The 16,914-nt window shown below is 59.0% G+C and carries 17 protein-coding genes; all 17 read right to left on the bottom strand.

Annotated features, from left to right (window positions below):
* Positions 1–422 precede the first annotated feature (422 nt).
* The 17 genes from secG to def all read right to left on the bottom strand — a co-directional run bounded on the left by secG (position 423) and on the right by def (position 16,901).
* Positions 423–659: a preprotein translocase subunit SecG gene (secG, locus tag F4V54_RS00800; protein WP_034663599.1), complete on the bottom strand. Its 237-nt coding sequence runs from the start codon at positions 657–659 to the stop codon at positions 423–425.
* Positions 660–764: 105 nt separating this feature from the next.
* The gene (gene tpiA, locus F4V54_RS00805; protein WP_150385928.1) at positions 765–1,565 is read right to left on the bottom strand and encodes a triose-phosphate isomerase; all 801 of its coding nucleotides are present in this window, start codon (positions 1,563–1,565) and stop codon (positions 765–767) included.
* 28 nt (positions 1,566–1,593) lie between these two features.
* Positions 1,594–2,814 (bottom strand): phosphoglycerate kinase, encoded by a 1,221-nt coding sequence (locus F4V54_RS00810; RefSeq protein WP_034663595.1) that lies wholly within the window; start codon positions 2,812–2,814, stop codon positions 1,594–1,596.
* A 134-nt stretch (positions 2,815–2,948) separates the two neighbouring features.
* Positions 2,949–3,959: a type I glyceraldehyde-3-phosphate dehydrogenase gene (gene gap, locus F4V54_RS00815; RefSeq protein WP_034663592.1), complete on the bottom strand. Its 1,011-nt coding sequence runs from the start codon at positions 3,957–3,959 to the stop codon at positions 2,949–2,951.
* 151 nt (positions 3,960–4,110) lie between these two features.
* Positions 4,111–5,082, bottom strand: coding sequence for a DNA-binding protein WhiA (whiA, locus tag F4V54_RS00820; protein ID WP_249041180.1), 972 nt, complete (start codon positions 5,080–5,082; stop codon positions 4,111–4,113).
* Between the two features lie 35 nt (positions 5,083–5,117).
* Positions 5,118–6,119, bottom strand: coding sequence for a gluconeogenesis factor YvcK family protein (locus F4V54_RS00825; protein ID WP_102723279.1), 1,002 nt, complete (start codon positions 6,117–6,119; stop codon positions 5,118–5,120).
* Between the two features lie 67 nt (positions 6,120–6,186).
* Positions 6,187–7,062: an RNase adapter RapZ gene (rapZ, locus tag F4V54_RS00830; RefSeq protein WP_052092722.1), complete on the bottom strand. Its 876-nt coding sequence runs from the start codon at positions 7,060–7,062 to the stop codon at positions 6,187–6,189.
* Positions 7,063–7,117: 55 nt separating this feature from the next.
* Positions 7,118–9,199: an excinuclease ABC subunit UvrC gene (gene uvrC / locus F4V54_RS00835; RefSeq protein ID WP_150385930.1), complete on the bottom strand. Its 2,082-nt coding sequence runs from the start codon at positions 9,197–9,199 to the stop codon at positions 7,118–7,120.
* Between the two features lie 4 nt (positions 9,200–9,203).
* Positions 9,204–9,740: a PH domain-containing protein gene (locus F4V54_RS00840; protein ID WP_034663585.1), complete on the bottom strand. Its 537-nt coding sequence runs from the start codon at positions 9,738–9,740 to the stop codon at positions 9,204–9,206.
* 91 nt (positions 9,741–9,831) lie between these two features.
* Positions 9,832–10,329 carry a 6,7-dimethyl-8-ribityllumazine synthase gene (ribH, locus tag F4V54_RS00845; RefSeq protein WP_150385931.1) on the bottom strand — a complete coding sequence of 166 codons (498 nt, stop codon included), beginning with the start codon at positions 10,327–10,329 and terminating at the stop codon, positions 9,832–9,834.
* Positions 10,330–10,355: 26 nt separating this feature from the next.
* Positions 10,356–11,603, bottom strand: coding sequence for a bifunctional 3,4-dihydroxy-2-butanone-4-phosphate synthase/GTP cyclohydrolase II (locus F4V54_RS00850; RefSeq protein WP_150385932.1), 1,248 nt, complete (start codon positions 11,601–11,603; stop codon positions 10,356–10,358).
* Positions 11,600–12,202, bottom strand: a complete 603-nt coding sequence (locus F4V54_RS00855; protein ID WP_034663578.1) for a riboflavin synthase — start codon at positions 12,200–12,202, stop codon at positions 11,600–11,602. The genes F4V54_RS00850 and F4V54_RS00855 overlap by 4 nt, the downstream gene beginning before the upstream one ends.
* Entirely contained in the window at positions 12,202–13,203 is a 1,002-nt protein-coding gene (gene ribD, locus F4V54_RS00860; RefSeq protein WP_249041181.1) for a bifunctional diaminohydroxyphosphoribosylaminopyrimidine deaminase/5-amino-6-(5-phosphoribosylamino)uracil reductase RibD, read from the bottom strand. Before ribD ends, F4V54_RS00855 begins: the two co-directional genes overlap by 1 nt.
* 12 nt (positions 13,204–13,215) lie before the next feature.
* The gene (gene rpe, locus F4V54_RS00865) at positions 13,216–13,878 is read right to left on the bottom strand and encodes a ribulose-phosphate 3-epimerase (RefSeq protein ID WP_102723273.1); all 663 of its coding nucleotides are present in this window, start codon (positions 13,876–13,878) and stop codon (positions 13,216–13,218) included.
* A gap of 107 nt (positions 13,879–13,985) precedes the next feature.
* Entirely contained in the window at positions 13,986–15,437 is a 1,452-nt protein-coding gene (locus F4V54_RS00870; RefSeq protein ID WP_102724490.1) for an RsmB/NOP family class I SAM-dependent RNA methyltransferase, read from the bottom strand.
* Entirely contained in the window at positions 15,434–16,360 is a 927-nt protein-coding gene (gene fmt / locus F4V54_RS00875) for a methionyl-tRNA formyltransferase (RefSeq protein WP_102724489.1), read from the bottom strand. The genes F4V54_RS00870 and fmt overlap by 4 nt, the downstream gene beginning before the upstream one ends.
* Positions 16,361–16,388: 28 nt before the next feature.
* Positions 16,389–16,901 carry a peptide deformylase gene (gene def, locus F4V54_RS00880; protein ID WP_034663566.1) on the bottom strand — a complete coding sequence of 171 codons (513 nt, stop codon included), beginning with the start codon at positions 16,899–16,901 and terminating at the stop codon, positions 16,389–16,391.
* Positions 16,902–16,914 lie beyond the last annotated feature (13 nt).

Consider the following 16,914-nt stretch of genomic DNA (forward strand, 5'->3'; position numbering starts at 1 on the left):
GATGACACTGCTCTACGGAAGATAAGCGAGACACCTCACACCTCATGCTGAAAGCCAGCAACAGCTGGTCTTTCGGCATGCCCAAAAACAGGCTGTGTGGTTCGGTTTGACAATGGCGATCGCCGCGAGGCAAAACCCCAGGACACTGATCGTGGTTCAAGGCGATAGTCAAACCGGATCGTCCAACCAGCCCATCACCACACAAGGCCCCCGCGACCAAAAACGGATTACCGAGGCGAGGTGACCGGGGTCCGGACATTCTGACGGCTGAAACGGCAGGACCTCCACACCGGGCATGTCCGCATTCTTCCCCAGATCAGCTAATTCACATCACGGTTTCCGGGCACACTTGCTGCTGATTAACCTTCTAGAACGAGCAAAAGCCGGGACGTAGACTGTCCCGGCTTTACTGCTTGTACGAGCTAGAGGCCGTACGCCTGGATGAGGTTCAGGCCGATGATGCAGAGGATCCAGATAACCGCCACGATGACGGTGTAGCGGTTCAGGTTCTTCTCCACCACGGTGGAACCGGACAGGTTCGCCTGGACACCGCCACCGAAGAGGCTGGACAGGCCACCGCCCTTGCCACGGTGTAGGAGGACGAAGACACTCATCAGGATCGATGCGAGAACCAGGATGATCTGCAGTGTCAGTGTCATGGGTGTGTCTGCCTCCAAATGTGGGTGCGGGTTAACTCGTCATATGGTACACCAGCACCGGTTTAGTTCCAGCATCGCTGGCCCCGGTGTGTGGCGTACCTATTCCTATTGGGTGGGGGGTTGCTGGCGTACAGCGTCACCGGCTGCTGCGACTAGCTTGGCAAAGTCCGCGCCATCGAGTGAGGCTCCACCTACGAGGCCGCCATCAACATCTGCCTGCCCGATGATCTCCGCGACAGTCTCCGTCTTCACGGAACCGCCGTAGAGGATGCGGATGCTGGCAGCAACGTCGGGGCCCGCCAACTCGTCGATAAGCGAACGGATTGCGGCGCACATCTCCTGGGCGTCAGCCGCTGATGCGCTCTTACCGGTGCCGATGGCCCAGACCGGCTCATACGCAATGACGACGTTCTCCAGTGCTGCAGCATCCATCCCAGCGAGTGAAGCACGGGTTTGCTCTACAACGAACTCAACGTGGTTGCCTGCCTCGCGCACATCGAGTTGCTCGCCGACACAGACGATCGGAGTGATCCCCTGCCCCAACGCGGCCTTGGCCTTAGCAGCAACAAGCTCATTGGACTCATTGTGGTATTCGCGGCGCTCAGAGTGGCCCACCACAACCCAAGTGCAATCGAGTTTAGCCAGCATCTGCGCTGAAACTTCACCGGTGTATGCGCCAGCGTCATGCTGGGATACATCCTGAGCGCCATAGGTGATCTGCAGCTTGTCCCCTTGCACCAGGGTCTGCAGCGAGCGCAGATCCGTGAACGGGACCGTCAGCGCTACGTCCACGTCTTCGAAGTAGTCCTTCGGCAAAGCAAAAGCTAGACGCTGTGCCTGGGAAATCGCCTCAAGGTGGTCATGGTTCATTTTCCAGTTACCGGCGATGAGCGGCTTACGTGCCATGAGAAATCCTTTCTACAGGTAAGCGGGGTTAGTTGGCTTCCAGTACCGCGACACCTGGCAGTTCCTTGCCCTCAACTAGCTCGAGGGAAGCCCCACCACCGGTGGAGATGTGGGAGAAACCGCTCTCATCCAGCCCAAGTGTACGGACGGATGCGGCGGAGTCGCCGCCACCAACCACTGTGAAGGAACCGTTGTTCGTGGTTGCGTCGATCATTGCCTGTGCGACAGCGCGGGTGCCATCAGCGAAGTTCGGTTTCTCGAACACGCCCATCGGGCCATTCCAGAACACCGTCTTGGAATCAGCGATGATTTCCGCGTACTTCTTCGCGGACTCTGGTCCGATGTCAAGAGACAGCCAACCTTCCGGGATGCCGTCAAGGTCCACGACCTTTCGGTCCGCATCATTGTCAAACTCAGATGCCGCAACGAGGTCCACCGGCAATACAAGCTTGTCGCCGTACTTAGCCAGCAACTCCTTGCAGGTGTCCACCATCTCCTCTTGCAGCAGGGAGGCCTGGGTGTTGTGACCCTGGGCGGTGAGGAAGGTGTAGCACATGCCACCACCGATGATGACCTTGTCAGCCTTCTCAGCCAGTGCTTCAATCACGCCGAGCTTGTCAGACACCTTGGAGCCACCGAGCACAACGATGTACGGCGCAGTCGGGTTGTCCTTGATCGTGGCCAGCTTTTCCACCTCTGCCTGAACGAGGTAGCCCGCGTATGCCGGAAGGCGCTTAGCCACGTCGTAAACAGAAGCCTGGGCGCGGTGCACCACTCCAAAGCCGTCGGACACGAAAGCTCCGTTGTCAGCAGCAAGCGCTGCCAGCTCGTCGGCGAAGGCGCCACGCTCGGCATCGTCTTTGGAGGTCTCGCGGGCGTCGAACCGAACATTCTCCACCAGCAGCACGTCACCCTCGGACAGGCCGTTTGCACGCTCGTGTGCGTCCTCACCAGTGACATCGGTAGCAAGAGCAACGTACTGGCCAAGCTTCTCCGACAGCGCCTCCGCAACCGGCTTCAGGGAGTACTTCGGGTTCACCTCACCCTTAGGGCGGCCGAGGTGGGCGGTGAGTATGACCTTCGCGCCACCGTCGATAAGCGCCTTGATCGTCGGCAACGATGCGTCAATACGACCAGCGTCGGTGATGTTGCCGTCATCATCGAGCGGAACGTTGAAGTCCGAGCGGACAAGGACGTGACGGCCGTCAACGCCTTCCTTCAGCAGCTCATCAATAGAACGTACAGCCATGGTGGATGTCTCCTTCAAAAGTTATGGGGTGGTGGGGAAACGTGGAGGGCGCATAAGCGAAAACCCGGAGGAATGTGTGGTGGCACTCCCCCGGGCTGTCACTCAGGCACGCGCGGGGCGCAGAGATGGTCGGTTTAGAGATTATCCGCGACGTGCTTGGTCAGGCGGATGTACTGGGACGTGTAGGAATACTCGTTGTCATACCAGGAGATGATCTTCACCAGCTTGCCATCGATCACACGGGTCATACCAGAGTCAAAGATCGCACCATGCTCATTAGCAATAATGTCGGACGAGACGATCGGATCTTCGGTGTACTCGAGTGCCTGTCCAAACTCCGGATCTTGGACGGCCTTCTTCACTGCCTCATTGACTTCCTCAACGGTGACTTCCTTAGACACGTTCACCGTGAGATCCGTAGCGGAACCAGTGATGGTGGGTACGCGCATAGCAAAACCGTCGAGCTTGCCTTCCAACTCAGGCAAAACAAGTGCCACGGCGCGAGCCGCACCAGTGGTGGTGGGCACAATGTTCTGTGCAGCAGCGCGAGCACGACGCAGGTCCCTGTGCGGTGCATCCTGGATGCGCTGGTCACCGGTGTAGGCGTGGATCGTGGTCATCAGACCATTCTCAATACCAAACGCATCGTTGAGGACCTTAGCCACAGGTGCCAGGGAGTTTGTTGTGCAGGACGCAGCCGAAATGATGTTCTGGTCGTTGGTGTAGTCGTGGTGATTCACGCCCCACACGTAGGTGCCGTCCACATTCTTTGCCGGCGCGGAAACGATGACCTTCTTGGCGCCAGCATCGATGTGTGCCTTAGCCTTCTCACCGTCGTTGAAAATGCCGGTGCACTCAAGAACAATGTCCACGTCAGCTTCGCCCCATGCGAGGTTTGCCGGGTCCTTCTCCGCGGTGACCTCGATGCGCTTGCCATCGACGGTGAGCGAGGTGTCATCGAACGAAACTTCGCGTCCAAGACGCCCATAGGCGGTGTCGTACTTGATCAGGTGAGCCAGCGTCTGGTTGTCGGTGAGGTCATTGATCTTCACAACCTCAAGGTCACCGTCGAACTTGTCCAAGATGATGCGGAATGCGGAACGGCCAATTCGGCCAAAGCCATTAATGCCAATGCGAGTGGTCACTGAAAAGACTCCTTGAAACTATCTGGTTGTGCTGTCCAGACCGTGAACCGATTGCTAAGTCAACCCGCGGCCTCTTGTTCCCAGTGTAGAGAATTGAACCCGTGGTCGCAGGGTCACAGGCATTTACCAAGAACGCGGTTAAGGGCTCGTCTTAGTCTTCTTCAATCACCGCTGCGTGCGTATCCGGAATACCCAGCTCTTTCGCCCGTTTGTCAGCCAAGGACAACAAGCGGCGGATGCGCCCCGCAACGGCATCCTTGGTCATCTGAGGGTCAGCCAGGCGACCCAGCTCTTCCAAAGAGGCGTGACGGTGTTTGACGCGCAGGAAGCCTGCGTCAGCCAGGTGTTCTGGTACGTCATCCCCAAGAATGGTCATTGCACGGTCAACGCGGGCTGCAGCCGCCGCCGCTGCTTGGGCGGAGCGGCGCTGGTTGGCATCGTCGAAATTCGCATGGTGATTCGCGCTGGCCCGCTCGTCGCGTTTGATGCGCTTTTCATCCCATTCCAATCGCGCGCGCGGTGCGCCCATGCGGGACAGAAGGATCCCAATGCCATCACCGTCACGTACAAAGACGCGCTCTGTGCCACGGGTTTCCTTCGTCTTAGCCGCGACTGATAAACGTCGCGCCAGACCAACGAGCGCCAGTGCAGTCTCTTGGCGTGGGCAAACAACTTCGAGTGCGGCGGTACGACCGGGTTCAGTCAGAGATCCGCGCGCGAGGAAAGCACCACGCCAGGCGGCTTCCACTTCACCGATCATTCCGGAAATAATGTTGCGTGGCAGGCCAACCACTGGGTGCCCGGACGCCGTGACCAGCCGGAAACGCCGAATCACGTCTTTAGCACCGTCTGTAATTTTCACTTCATAGCAGGCTTCCCGGGACTGGGTGCCAGCATTGATGCTTTTCACCTCAACGTCAATATCGCATACATCCCGAATTGTTGAGGCGAGGTGTTCAGCCACAGCACGCTCAACGAATTCGGCACGGATTTCTAGCCCCCGCAAGCCTTGTTCAAACTCGCTAGCTACACGCAGCATCGCTGTCGCCTCAGCGATCCGGGTGTCCGTTCCAGTAGGGGCTACACCCAGGAGCTCGTCTTTGACTTTCGACGTCAATGCCACGTTCGCATTCATCCTTTCCGTTTGCTCACATCAGTTTAGTTTCCACGCACAAGTGATGTGATGGCAGCTGCCAGTTTTTCTGGATCATGCCTGCTCGTGCGCTGTGATGAAGCATCAACCTCGGCGAGATCTGCAAACGTCACTTCCGCTCCAGCACTGGCCGCCGCCCGCTGAAGATAGCGCCGCTCCCCTTCGGACAATGTGATCCCCGAATCAGCCAAGAAGTAGTCCACCTTCAACTCCGGCGCGTGCTGGTTGAATACATGGATATGCCGTTCCGTAGTGAATCCCGGAGTCTCCCCCGCTTCTGGTGAGAGGTTGAGAATGACAATGACGGTAGCCTGCGTATCGGTCAGCGCCTGCACAATCTCCGGTATCAGAAGGTGTGGGATTACGGAAGAAAACCAGGAACCCGGCCCAATGGTCACCACATCAGCATTGAGGATCGCCTGCACCGCAGCTGGATTAGCTGGCGGGTTCGCGGGGAGGATACGCACTCGACGGACTGAACCAGGCGTGGTGGCCACTGCAACCTGACCGCGGACCGAACGAACCACCCGCGGGTCATCATCAAGCCCCGCCACATCTGCCTCAATATCGAGCGGTTCCAAGGCAACTGGCAACACCCGACCAACGGTTTGGGTCCATTGTCCCACGGTGTCTAGCGCGCGCTGCAAGTCTCCATAAGCCTCCGCCATTCCAGCGATGATGAGGTTGCCCACCGCGTGTCCGGCCATTGCACCATTTCCACCAAAACGGTGCTGGATGATGTGCTTCCATTCCTCGCCGAATTCGCTCGATGGGGTAAGTGCCGCCAGTGCCATACGGAGATCCCCGGGCGGCACGATGTCTAGCTCACGGCGCAATCGGCCGGACGATCCGCCATCGTCAGCGACGGTAACAATGGCGTTCACATGATAATTACCGGGATCAACAACGCCATTGTTCGTAGCTGCGATCTGCTTCGCAGCCAGAAGGGTTTGGTGGAGTCCATGTCCACCGCCGAGGCTAGCCACATTGATATGAGAGGCGTTCATAATGGGAGGTCTTTCTCTCGCTGAAAGGGGGCTGACTACATCACCGGTGGTGCAATGAGCTCGGTGATTAGTGCCGCTTTAAGTCCCTGTGCATCACGGCAACGTCTACTTCCCCTCGGGAGCTAAGTCGCCGGCCAATTTCCTCGGAGACTGCCACGGAGCGATGGTGCCCACCAGTGCAGCCAATGCCCACAGTGACGAAGTCTTTGCCTTCGTGTTTGTAACCAGACATCATTGAGCTGAGCAGGTCCACAACCCCGTCAATAAATTCGTCCGCACCCGGCCGCGACAGCACGTAGTCACTGACGGGCTTGTCCACACCGCGGAAGTCACGCAGCTCCTCAATCCAGTATGGGTTAGGCAGGAAGCGCACGTCGAAAATCAGGTCGGCATCGCGTGGGGAACCGTGCTTGAAACCGAAAGACTCCACGGTCACGTGCTGCTTCGAGGAGCCGAGGTCCCCAGCGGAAGCCTCAATCGCGCGACGCAGATCGTGGATGGACAGGTTTGAGGAATCAATGATCACGTCCGCTGTTTCCCGCACCCACGCTAGCTCAGCGCGTTCACGGGCAATGCCCACGTGCAACGGGTTGTCGCCCTGCAGCGGATGGGTGCGTCGAACGCTATCGAAGCGTTTGATCAACACCTCGTCGCGCGCCTCTAGAAAAAGAATGAAGGGGTTGTAGCCACGTTCACGTGCTTGCTCAATGAAGTCCATGAGAGACCCGCGGAAGATGCGTGCGCGCACATCTGTCACCACGGCGAGCTTGTCCACTGGGGACTCCTCGGCCATGGCCATGTCCATGAGTTCAAGGCCGAGCTGCGGTGGGAGGTTCTCAGAGACAAAGTAGCCTTTGTCTTCAAAGACGTTCGCTGCGGAGGACAGCCCGCCACCGGACATGCCGGTGATGATCACAGGGCGCGACGCGGAAGATGAAGTCATACGCCCCATCGTATCGAAATGCGCAGAGCATGTAGCTGCTTATCGACGATTCCCCTCAGTCTCCCACATGCAAATGGTCATACACCTTCTGCGCAAGCTTGGGGCCCATCCCCGGGACCTCGGTGATGTCCTCGACGCTGGCAGCTTTCAGCTTTTTCACGCTACCGAAGTGCTTGACCAGATCACTGCGCCGCGCTGGCCCAAGGCCCGGGATGCCATCGAGTGCAGAGGCACGCATGCGTTTGGAGCGTTGCTGGCGGTGGTAGGTGATGGCAAAACGGTGTGCTTCATCACGGATTTGTTGCAACAGGTACATGCCTTCTGAGTTGCGGGGCAGGATAACCGGTTCATCGTCGTAAGGCACCCATACTTCTTCAAGGCGCTTGGCTAGGCCGATGAGGGCGACATCGACGACCCCGAGTTCGTCGAAAACTGCTTGGGCTGCGTTGACCTGTGGTTTACCGCCATCAACGATGAATAGCTGTGGCGGGTAGGCAAAGCGTTTGTTGCTTGCTGTTTCCACCGCGTCATCTGGTTCCTCATCAGCGAAAGCGGTGTTATCTAGCTCTGGGTCTTCCGGATTGGCCAGCTTGTCCTGCGCGTGACGCTTGAAGCGGCGGCGCGTGACTTCGGCGATAGAGCCCACATCATCACTGCGCCCATCCCCCGCTGCTTCCTTGATGCGGTAGCGGCGGTAATCCGACTTCTTGGGCAGGCCGTCCTCAAACACCACGAGGGAAGCCACCACATCGGTGCCCTGAATGTGGGAGATGTCCGTGCACTCGATGCGCAGCGGCGCCTCATCGAGACCCAACGCATCCTGAATATCCTGCAGCGCCTGTGAACGCGCGGTGAGATCACCCACACGCTTCAGCTTGTGCTGGCGCAGAGACTCCTTGGCATTGCGCTGGACAGTTTCCATGAGCGATTTTTTATCGCCACGCTGCGGCACCCGAATATCCACCGGCCCACCCCGGAGTGTTTCGAGGAGCTCCTCGGTCTCTGACGGTTCCTCGGGCATGACTTCCACGAGAATTTCGCGCGGTACCGGCATCGGGGCGCGTTGTGCTGCATGGGATTCCTGGTCCACACCGCGGCGACGCACTTTCTTTGCAGCCAACCGCTCATCTTCGATACGTTCCTGCTCAACACGCTCCACCGCATCGGAGTAGTACTGCACGAGGAAATTCTGCATCGACACCGGCAAGGCAGGATCAGCCCGCCCCTCCTCGAGACGCTCCGTACTGCCGGGCTCATCCCCGGTTTTCTCCACGACCCAACCACGCTGTGAACGGATACGGCCCTCGCGGACCGTGAAAATCTGAACGGCGGCTTCCAGCTCATCAGTATCAAAAGCGATGATGTCTGCGTCCGTGTCCATGCTCAGCACGACGGTTTGGCGCTCCATGACTTTGTTGACGGCCCCGAGGTCGTCACGAAGCCGCGCTGCTTTTTCGAACTCTAGGTTTTCACTGGCTTCCAGCATCTGGCTGGTTAACGTTTTGACCAGCGTATCTGTACGGCCGGACATGAAGCCCATGAACCCGTCCACGATGTCTGTATATTCTTCCTCGCTCACACGGGACACGCACGGCGCGGAACATTTATCGATGTACCCCAACAAACACGGCCGTCCCAACTGCTCGTGTCGCTTGAACACACCATTGGAACACGTCCGGATAGGAAAAACGCGAGTAAGCAGATCTAGCGTTTCGCGCACAGCCCACGCATGGGAAAAGGGGCCGAAGTAGCGCACGCCCTTGCGCCGCGGACCGCGGTAGAAGAACGCGCGCGGGTAGTCCTCTTTCACGCTGACTGCGAGCATGGGATACGTCTTGTCATCGCGGTACATGACGTTGAACCACGGGTCGAAACGTTTGATCCAGGTATACTCCAACTGGAGCGCTTCCACCTCACTAGCCACAACCGTCCACTCCACCTTCGCGGCCGTGAACACCATCTGGCGGGTACGGGGGTGGAGCTGCTCTGGCGGCTGGAAATAGTTGTTCAGGCGGGCACGCAGGTTTTTTGCCTTGCCCACGTACACCACGCGCCCGGAGGCATCGCGGAACTTGTACACCCCAGGCTCCGTTGGGATGCTGCCTGGGGCGGGACGGTAGGTTGCTGGATTAGCCATGTGGCTAGTCCTCTGGCATATAGCGGGCTTCCAACGCGCGGAAGTCCTTCACCGCAGCAACTGCCCGCTCCTTGTCCGCGGACTGAATGGCCCACAGCGGAACATACTCGAACTCGGGCAGTTCCAACCGCGCCATGCGGGAGCCCTGCGGAAACGCCAGACCGTAGACAACCAGCCACGGGTAGAAACGGGTGCCAATGATATTGCGCACCTCTACCCCATCCTCATTCACACGCACCCGCGGGCGGGACAGCCCAATCCATGTTGCAGCAGACAGAATCAAGCCAATACCGGGGAAGGCAAACTTATCGATGGTGCTCACCGCCGCACCCGTAAACTCCACGTCCACCACGATGCCCATGAAGATGTGCACGGCCATGATCAGTACGACCAACAGCAGGGCAACACGCTTCAGTGCCGGCGAGGTAATTTCCAGCTCCCACGGCTTCGTCGATGTCACCGCATGCGGATCCAACGCGTTGTAATAAGCCAGGTCCCGGTCACTGATGCTTCGTCCCGGTGCGCTGTTTGTGTCAGTCACTGCACTCTTCCGTGGTTGTTGTTCGACGGTTTTGTTCGCTGGGGTTTCTCACGTCATCCTACCCACGCTGTCACGCGGGCGAAAATATCCATCACCAGTGGTCGTGGGTGCGCGGGGCAAAAGCCCGCACGCGCGCGAGGGTCAATGCGGTAGACAGTGCGGCATCCATTGCTTCCGCGCCCTTGTCCTCCTTGGCTCCTGCCCCGCCCGTGCGCGCAAGGGCCTGCTGCACGTTCTCCACGGTGAGCACACCATTGCCCACCGGAACTTGCTCATCAAGCGCCACACGCGTCAAGCCTTCGGTCACGGAATCACAGACGTACTCAAAGTGGGCGGTTTCACCGCGAATAACACAGCCGAGCGCGACCACGGCATCGAAACGCCGTGCACACGCCTGCGCAACAACGGGTAGTTCCAGCGCACCGGCCACGCTAAAAAGCTCTGCCTTTGCGCCCGCTTCACGCGCTGCTGCCAGTGCACGCTCACGCAGCTTATCGACGATCTCCGCATTCCACTCCGTCACCACCACAGCAACGGTCAAACCCTCAGCTGAAATGTGGCGCGGCACTGGTGTTCCACTAGTTGCCATATTGAGCCTTCCCTTCGCTTTTGTTCCTAGTGCCCCTGCACGTTTTCCCACTCAGCCACGAGTGGCAGATCATGCCCCATGCGGTCACGCTTGGTGCGCAGGTAATGGATGTTGCAGTTGTTCGGTGCGATCTCAATACGAGTGCGGCCGGAGATAATCGGGCCGTATCCGCTCAAAGCCTCGACCTTGTCCGGGTTGTTGGACAAGATCTCGGCCGACGCAATACCCAGGTCCGCCAGGATCTGGCCGGCAACGGAGTACTCCCGCGCATCCACCGGCAATCCCTGCTCCAAGTTTGCGTCCACGGTATCTAGGCCATTTTCCTGCAGCCGGTACGCCTGCAGTTTGTGCAAGAGCCCAATGCCACGACCTTCATGCCCACGGACATAAATAATCACGCCACAGCCAGCTTCTTGGATCTTGCGCATGGACTCGTGCAGCTGCGGCCCACAATCACAGCGTTGCGAGGCAAACACATCACCGGTCAAGCACTCGGAGTGGACGCGGACGAGTACATCTTGCCCGTCCGCGACGTCGCCGCAGACGAGGGCGATGTGCTCAGTGGCGTCGATAATCGAGCGATAACCGTACGCTGTGAACACACCAAATTCTGTGGGCAACGTGGTGGTGACGGCGCGCTCGATGATACGGTCCGTCCGGCGGCGGTACGCGATGAGCTGTTCGATTGAGATCATCGGCAAACCGTGCTCATCCGCAAACTCGCGCAGTTCAGGCCCACGCGCCATGTCCGTCGGGTCCTTCTCGGACACAAGCTCACACAACACACCCACCGGTGTACAACCAGCCATCCGGGCGAGATCAACGGACGCTTCTGTGTGCCCGTCGCGCACGAGCACTCCACCGGTTCGCGCACGCAGCGGCACAATATGACCGGGACGAGTGAAATCGGTCGGCGCGCTCTCGGGGTCAGCCAACCGTCGAATCGTCTCCGCGCGCGAAGTAGCGGAAATGCCCGTGGTCCCCGTGGCCGCATCAACAGTGACAGCATAGGCGGTGCCACGCGCGTCCTCATTACGTGCGACCATCGGCGGAAGATCCAGGCGGGTTGCCGCCTCATCCTCCATGGCTACGCAAATATAGCCGGAGGAATAGCGGACCATGAACGCCACCATTTCCGGCGTGGCGTGCTGTGCAGAAAAGATGAGGTCACCTTCGTTCTCGCGGTCCTCATCATCCACCACGACCACCGCACCACCTCGGGCGATGGCCGCCACAGCATCTTCCACAGAATCAAGGCGCAGCGAGTCCATCATGGCTGTAGATGGTAACCCCCAACCATTTTCTCAACATACTTGGCCACCACGTCCACCTCGAGGTTCACCGGCTCCCCCACCACCATGTCCCCAAAGGTCGTCTCCGCCAAGGTTGTGGGGATGAGGGAAACCTCCAGGAAATCCTCCCCAACAGCTGAAACAGTGAGCGATGTGCCATTGATGGCGATCGAGCCTTTCTCCACCACATAGCGGACCAAGTCCGCGGGAAGGGAGAACCGCAGCACCTCCCAGTGCTCAGATGACGCACGGCTGATCAGTTCACCGACCCCGTCCACATGGCCCTGAACAATGTGACCACCCAGCCTTTCCCCGGCCGTCAGAGCTCGCTCAAGGTTGACGCGGGACCCCACCTTGTAGCTACCCAAGCGAGAGCGGTTCAAAGTTTCTTGCATGACGTCAGCGGTAAACCCCTCTGTGAGCTTGTCCACGACGGTCAGGCAGACTCCGTCCACCGCGATGGAATCCCCCGGTGCTGCATCGCTTGTGACTGTTGGCCCATGGATTGTCAGCCGGACCGCGTCGGTGAGTTGCTCCAGCTTGTCCACCCGGCCGATTTCTTCAACCAAACCCGTGAACATCAGTTGTCCTTCCTACATAGTTCGATGACGGCATCTTCGCCGAGGCAAAACGCGTCGTACAGCGTGTAGCGCTTCGCCTCGCCGATGGTGTTTACGAGCGGCCCATCCAGCAGTCCGCGTCCGCTGCCAAAGAGCATCGGAGCGACGTAGGCTGTAATACGGTCCACGACGTCAAGTTCAAACACGCTACGCATAAGAGTTGGACCGCCCTCCACGAGCACATCTCGTGCTCCTGATTCATACAGTGCCTGAAAAGCTTCTTCCGGTGTTGAATACTGCTCGAAACCCAGCCTGGTCAGGTTACCTTCCGGCACCTCACGCGTGCCCACCACAATGCGGCGGGGTTGGTTTGCTAAAAGCGAGCCGTCACGGTCGCGCGCGGTGAGGGACGGATTATCCGCAATCGCGGTACCAGTGCCGATCACGATGGCATCACGCATCGCCCGGTCAAAGTGCGTGTACTGGCGAGTCTCTGGCCCCGTGATCCATTGGCTTGTTCCATCCGGAGCCGCAGTGAAGCCATCCAGAGTGGCTGCAAACTTTGCCGTCACAGACACACGCCCGTAACGCACCGAGTCCAGCCACGGTTCAAGGCCATCAACCGGGAAGTCCACCTGGGTAACCTGAACCCCGTGCGCACGGAGGTAGTCCGCACCGCCAGCTGCCTGGGGGTTCGGGTCATCCTTCACGTAGTACACGTGGGCGATTCCTGCTGCCACGATCGCTTCAGTGCACGGTCCCGTGCGGCCAGTGTGGTTACACGGTTCCAAACTCACGACCAGGGAGGCCCCTTTTATTCTTTCGGGATTGATGGTGGTGGCTTGATCAAGCGCGACCCTTTCCGCGTGACGGCCTCCCGGTGGTTCAGTGGCACCCGTGGCAATAATGCCGCTGTCATCAAAGACGGCACAGCCCACCGGCGGGTTAGGGCTCGTCGTGCCACGCACCTTTTGACCAGCATTGTGCGCAGCAATCATGGCGGACTGCACCGCCTCAGCCATAGGGGGCTCCATTTAGCGGTTTGCGGCAATAGTGGCCAGGTCACGCAAGGTTTCCACTGCCCCAGCCGGATCCTCAGTACCGAAGACAGCGGAACCAGCGACGAATGCATTCACGCCAGCTTCGGCAGCCAGCTCGATGGTGGATGAAGAGATGCCGCCGTCGATGCCGATGATCGTGGACAAGCCAGCCTCCTCAATGCGTTCACGCAGGGTAGCCACCTTACCCAGCACCTCCGGCATGAACTTCTGCCCGCCGAAGCCCGGCTCCACGCTCATGACCATGACCTGCTCAAAGTGCTCAATATCATCGAGGTAAGGCTCGATCGGGGTACCCGGCTTGATAGCAAAACCTGCCTGAACGCCAAGGTCATGCAGCTGCTTCGCGGCAGCAATATGGTTGTCCGTCGCCTCAATGTGGAACACAAGACGATCGCCACCGGCCTTGATGTACGTCTCGAACCAGCGCTCCGGCTCCTCGATCATCATGTGAATGTCCAAGAACTGGTCTGTCACCCCGTCAACCGCCTTGGTCACGTCCGGACCGAACGAAAGGTTGGGCACAAAGTGGCCATCCATGATGTCCACGTGGATGAGGTCAGCGGCAGGAACCTTCTTCACATCCGCGCCGAGAGCGGCGTAATCAGCGGCCAGAATTGACGGAGCAATGTAGATCATGCCACCACTCTACTTCGTGCGGGTGAAGGATTTAACATGCCCGTTTTTAGTGACCTGCGGAAACACAGGGGCAGGATGGGTTGGGGTGCTAAGTCTTTCACAATCCTTTACTGCTTGCGCAGAACCGCAAAGAACATCGCGTCCGTCCCGTGGCGGTGTGGCCACATCTGAACGCTTCGGTGGGGGCCCACGCCCTCCATGCCGCAGGTGAACTCGTGCGCGTTGAGTTCCTCAACGGCCCCGGCAGTCAGGGCCTTATCTATGATCCCGCGTGTTTCCCTGACATCGGGGGAACATGTCGAATAAACGACAATGCCACCGGGTTTAGTTAGCTCAATAGCGGAGGCCAGTAGATCTTCCTGCAGCACGTTGAGCTCTGCAATGTCGCTTTCGGCTTTTCGCCAGCGCGCTTCCGGGCGACGGCGTAACGCACCGAGGCCGGAACAAGGAGCATCAACGAGGACACGATCATAGCCAGGTTCCAAACCGGGATTGCGACCATCCCCAACGTGAACGGTGACGGGAAGATCCTGCGTAGTCTTGCGAATGAGGTCTGCGCGGGTGCTACTGACCTCAACGGCATCCACGTGTGCTCCGTCAATGGCGGCGATGGCTCCCATGAGGGCTGCTTTACCACCGGGACCAGCACACAGGTCGAGCCAGCGACCGGCATCGGATTCCACCGGGACTTCAGTCACGGCACGGGCGATGAGCTGGGAGCCCTCGTCTTGGACAGCGGCCATCCGATCGCGCACGGGCTGAAGGGCACCAGGATCACCGCTTTCCAAATAGACCGCGTAGGGGCTGTACTTGCCTTCTTCCCCGCCGGTGGTGAGAGCTAATTCTTCCGCGGAGAGTTCACCGGGGCGAGCAACTAGATGGACCACGGGGCGCTCGGAATCTGCAACGAGTGCCTTTTCGAGTTCCTCGGCGCCAGCACCAGTTGGGTTGACTCCAAGCGCGGTGGCAAAAGAACGTGCGATCCACTCAGGGTGTGCCGTATGGAAAGCCACTGCAGCCAGTGGATCGGCTGGACTGAGCTTCTTGATCCATTGCGCGGGTTCGGTCCGGGTGACGGTACGAAGAATTCCGTTAACAAAGCCTTTGGCCTTCGGATGACCAGCGGCTTCGACGAGACGGACCGAGGTGTCCACTGCCGCGTGCGCGTCCACTCGGGTATACAGCAACTGATAAACACCAATGCGCAAGGCGGTAAGAACAGCCGGATCAAGATCCGCGAGCGGCCGTGAAGAACAATCACGGATCACGGCATCGAGCACGCCCTGTGTGCGCATCGCACCGTAAGCGAGTTCTGTGGCAAAGGCGGCATCGCGACCAGTGATGCTGCGCTCGCGTAGCAGTTGTGGAAGGACCAAGTTGCCGTAGGCGTCCTCCACCGCGACACGGAGCAGAACATCGAAGACAACTTCGCGCGCCTTGTCCCCCATGGCTTTCACCTGGGAGGCAGTCTGTGGGGCTTTCTCCCGGGTCGAAGTTCTTGCCGGCTTTGATGGTTGCTTCTGTGCGCTCTTGGTGCGTGACCTAAATCCGCCGCTCACTCGAACACCACTCCTTCAGCACTGTGTAGGCCACGCGCCCAATCGGCAGCGACCATCATCTTTTTCCCTGGGGGCTGGATCATCTGCAACACCACCGGGGTCGTCCCAGTGCCCACGGTCACGGTGTTCTTGGACACGGTCACATGACCGGGGCTGGTGGGTGACAAACAGTCGTCGACAACCACTGGACCAACTTTGACACGTTGGCCGTCGAGCATTGTCCACGCGCCTGGGCCTGGGGTGTAGGCGCGGATCGCACGGTCAATCTCAATAGCGGGTGCGGTCCAATTGATGCGTGCGTCGTCCTTGGTGATCTTCGGGGCATAGCTCGCCTCCCCCTCCTGCGGAGTGAGTGTGGCTGTACCAGCAGCGAGTTCATCCATGGTGCGCACGAGAAGATCCGCGCCGCTGTAGGCCAGGCGCGTAAGCAAATCATCCGCTGTATCGGTGGAGCGAATCGGCTCAGACACCTGACAAATGATGTCACCGGTGTCCAGGCCGGCGTCGATACGGAAAGTGGTGGCGCCACTGTACTCATCGCCGTGCAGAATACCTGCTTGAACTGGTGCGGCACCGCGCCACTGTGGCAGCTGCGAGAAGTGCAGGTTCACCCATCCGTGTGTGGGGATGCCCAGGTAGTTCTCTGGAATAAGGCTGCCGTAGGCGACCACTGGGATGGCATCCGGGGCGAGTTCCTGCAGTCGGGCCTTCACCTCCTCGTTCCTCTTCAACGTGGTCGGGGTGAGAACCTCAATGCCGTGCTCCAATGCCAAAGCCTTGACGGGCGACGGGTGCAGGGTACGCCCGCGGCCCCGCCTCGCATCGGGGCGGGTCAGTACGGCGACAACCTCATGGTCAGAAGCAATGAGCTTTTCCAACGCAACAACCGCCGGCTCAGGTGTTCCAGCAAAAACAAGGCGCATTATCTGTAATCCTTTCCCTAACCCGCGACTACTGCTGCTCTTCGCCGGCGTTAAACCAGTCCATACCGCGGATGATCTCCATCGTTTCCTTTCGAACCTCCGGGTCAAGACGCCGCAGGTACAAAACACCATCCAGGTGGTCCGTCTCATGCTGGATGCAGCGGGACAGCAGACCACTGGCGCTGATGGTGACGGGGCGGCCGTCAACATCAAAACCCCGCGCAATCACGGATTCATGGCGGACCACTTCCGCCTGCACATCCGGGATAGACAAGCATCCTTCCATGCCAATCTGTGCATAGTCACCCACGGGTTCCCACACCGGATTCACCAATGCACCACGCAACCCATCACAGTCGTAGACAAAAATGCGCTTAGCCAACCCGATCTGGTTCGCTGCAAGACCAACGCCACCAGCAGCGTCCATGGTTTCGAGCATGTCGGAGGCGAGGGTGGCTAGGGTAACGTCGAAAAGCTCAATGCTTTGTGCTTCAGTGTTGAGAATCGGGTCACCGAAGATACGGATAGGGCGAACAGTCATGAGCGCGAGTCTA

This window comes from Corynebacterium tuscaniense, from assembly GCF_008693065.1.
Taxonomy (GTDB): Bacteria; Actinomycetota; Actinomycetes; order Mycobacteriales; family Mycobacteriaceae; genus Corynebacterium; species Corynebacterium tuscaniense.